The organism is Romboutsia sp. 13368, from assembly GCF_018336475.1.
Classification (GTDB): Bacteria; Bacillota; Clostridia; order Peptostreptococcales; family Peptostreptococcaceae; genus Romboutsia.
Map to the genome: position 1 here is coordinate 482,250 of NZ_CP048741.1, position 3,234 is coordinate 485,483.

The 3,234-nt window shown below is 26.7% G+C and carries 3 protein-coding genes; 2 read left to right on the plus strand and 1 reads right to left on the minus strand.

The genetic code is table 11. The features are described 5' to 3' along the window. A partial coding sequence (locus tag G3997_RS02025; protein WP_296647281.1) for a D-alanyl-D-alanine carboxypeptidase family protein occupies positions 1–1,223 on the minus strand: 1,223 nt, incomplete at its 3' end. 78 nt (positions 1,224–1,301) lie between these two features. On the opposite strand from G3997_RS02025, the gene G3997_RS02030 reads away from it, so the two are divergent. Both G3997_RS02030 and selD read left to right on the plus strand, forming a co-directional pair. Then, a complete protein-coding gene (locus G3997_RS02030; RefSeq protein WP_296647284.1) occupies positions 1,302–1,964 on the plus strand; it encodes a helix-hairpin-helix domain-containing protein in 663 nt (220 codons plus the stop codon). Between the two features lie 118 nt (positions 1,965–2,082). Then, the gene (selD, locus tag G3997_RS02035) at positions 2,083–3,096 is read left to right on the plus strand and encodes a selenide, water dikinase SelD (protein WP_296649267.1); all 1,014 of its coding nucleotides are present in this window, start codon (positions 2,083–2,085) and stop codon (positions 3,094–3,096) included. Positions 3,097–3,234: the final 138 nt, after the last annotated feature.

Genomic DNA, 3,234 nt, shown 5'->3' on the forward strand with positions numbered 1-3,234 from the left:
CTAATAATAATTACTATTATTATAAATATTGCTAAAAGTATTTTTAACGTATTATACAATATTTTGTTTTCTGTAATAAATCCAAATATACTAGTTACATCATTTTTAGCTATTAAATTAATGCTTTTTTCTAGTTTATCATTGTTATAAACATCTAAACTACCAACTATATCCCCACTTTTTATAGGTAATTTAACTTTTTCTAAGTTAATTTTAGTTGTATAATTAGTATTTTTTACATTATTAGATAATGCAACAGTATAGTTAGTTTCAGGTTGATAAATTAATTCTTTTTCTTTACTAAAGATAAATTTCTTTTTATTAGTGAATTTATCTTTATCAACAACTACTTTAGAGTAAAAATTATCAAAACCATAATCTAGTAAAGTTCTAGAATCAAGGTATAAATCTGATACATTAGATTTAAAAACAGCAGATATAACTCTTATATTATTTTTAAATCCTGTAGATAAAAGACACTTTCCTGCAGCGTCAGTATAACCTGTTTTTATACCATCTACTACATCATACTTTATATCTACTTTCTTACCTTTATAATCCATTTGATATGGTGATGTTAAAAATTGATTAGTATTTTTAAAGTATCTTTCATAAGGATAAGCTTCAGTAGCTGGGAACCTTATAGACTCAGTTTTAACGATACTTTTAAATATTTCATTATCCATAGCCTTTCTAGCCATAAGAGCCATATCATAAGCTGTTGTATAATGATTTTCATCAGGTAATCCATGAGGATTATTAAAATGAGTATTTTTAGCACCTATTGCTTTAGCTTCATCATTCATCATTTTAACAAAGTTTTCTTCTGAACCTCCAACATACCTAGCTAAAACCACAGCAACATCATTACATGAGTGTATTAAAAGAGCATCTAACAATTCTTTTACTGTAAATGCTTCGCCTTCTTTTAAATACATACTTGACCCTTCAACAACAGGTAAATCTTTTATCTGAACCACTTGATTTAAATCTTTAACATGTTTTAATACAATATAAGCTGTCCATGCTTTAGTAGTTGAAGCAGGATAGAGTTTAGAATAACCATTTTTACTATATAAAACCTCTCCAGATTCATAGTCCATAAGTATCGCATACTCTGCAGTTAAACTTGGTTCACTATCTGCAAATGATAAATTATTTACATTAAAAATGGGTAAGAAGGCTATAATAAATGCTAGCACTAATGAAAAAATTTTTTTCATAAATAACCTCCAAAATAAAATCTTATATTTTAGTATAACATATTTTAGTCAATAATTAAAATATAGGAGAGGTGATAAATGTTGAAAATTGGAAAAATAATGATATTTATATTAATACTATTATTTAGTACATATAAAATAATAGATAATAAAAATTTAAATTTAAAAGACAATGTATATATCGTTAGTGAAAGTGAAATTAATAATGAGGAATTAATAGAGGATAAAATAGATGAAACTGATAATGAAAAAGAAGAAGTAAATAAAAATATAAATATGGATGAGGCTAACAATACTATAACAGTATTTGTAAGTGGTGAGGTAAATAATCCAGGGGTTGTTACTATAGAAAGTGAAAAAAGGTTATCTGATGTAGTTGACATGTTAGGAGGAACTACAGAAAATGCAGATTTAAATAAAGTAAATCTAGCTATGAAACTTGAAGATGAATCTCATTATATAATACCTAAGATAGGTGAAAGTGTAGATGTATATAGTGACTATACATCTATAAATAATAATGAAAGTATTCAAGATGAGAAAAGTGATTTAATAAATATAAATAAAGCAACTATACAAGAGCTAGATGCACTTCCAGGTATAGGTGAAGCTACAGCTAATAAAATAATTAATTATAGAGAAGAAAATGGAGAGTTTAAATCAGTAGATGAAATAAAAAATGTCAATGGGATAGGCGATAAAAAATATGAAGAATTAAAGAGTCTTATAAGTATAGAATAATAGATTCTAATAATGAGAAATATTTATAATAAAATATGTAAAATATGTTATTATAAATAATGTATAAATTAGGGGGAAGGGGAAGATAATAGTGGATATTTTAAAAAATTTAACAGCAATGACAACATCAGGTGGATGAGCGGCTAAGATAGGGCCAGAGGTTCTGGCTTCAGTATTATCACAGCTTCCTAAAAATGAGGATAGTAGTAATTTATTAGTAGGTTTAGATACTGCAGATGATGCAGCTGTGTATAAATTAAATAACGATATGGCTTTAATTCAAACATTAGATTTTTTTACTCCTATGATAGATGATCCGTATATCTTCGGTCAAATAGCAGCAGCTAATTCACTATCAGATGTTTATGCTATGGGTGGAAAACCTATAGTTGCAATGAACATAGTTTGTTTTCCTGCATGTCATGATATGAGTGTATTAGCAGAAATATTAAAAGGTGGTTTTGATAAGGTTAAGGAAAGTGGAGCGCTTTTAGTTGGAGGTCATACTGTAGATGATAAAGAACCTAAATATGGACTTTCTGTATCTGGAATAGTTCATCCTAAAAAGGTATTATCAAATGCAACTGCAAAAGAAGGTGACAAGCTTATTTTAACAAAACCTATAGGTATAGGTATATTAAATACTGCTATGAAAGAAAATTTAGTTTCTAAAGAAGTTTCAGATAAAGTTATTGAGGTAATGGTTCATTTAAATAAATATGCTGCAAAAAGTTTTGAAAATATAGATGTAAACTCTGTAACAGATATAACTGGATTTGGTTTATTAGGACATGTACTTGAAATGGCAAAAGCATCAAATGTGAGTATAGAAATTGATCATAAGGATATACCTATATTAGATGGAGCTGTTGATATGGCTAATATGGGAATTATTCCTGCAGGTATGTATAGAAATAAAGATTATATATCAAAAGATGTAAAAATTGAAAATATAGATACAGCTATCGAGGATATTTTATATGATCCACAAACATCAGGTGGTCTTTTAATATCGGTAAAAGAAGATTTAGCTGAGGAGTTAGTTAAGGATATAAAACTAAATGGATCTATAGAAGCTAAAATAATAGGAAGTGTAAAAAAGAAAGATGAAAAATATATTACGGTTATTTAATAACCGTATTTTTAGTTTAAGTTATCTTTATATTGGTAATTTATAAATATATAGTTAACGTAAATAAATAAGAAAGAGTGATTAAATTGAATATTAGAGAAGTTTTATCTAAATTACCTTCAGTTGATGAAGTTTTAG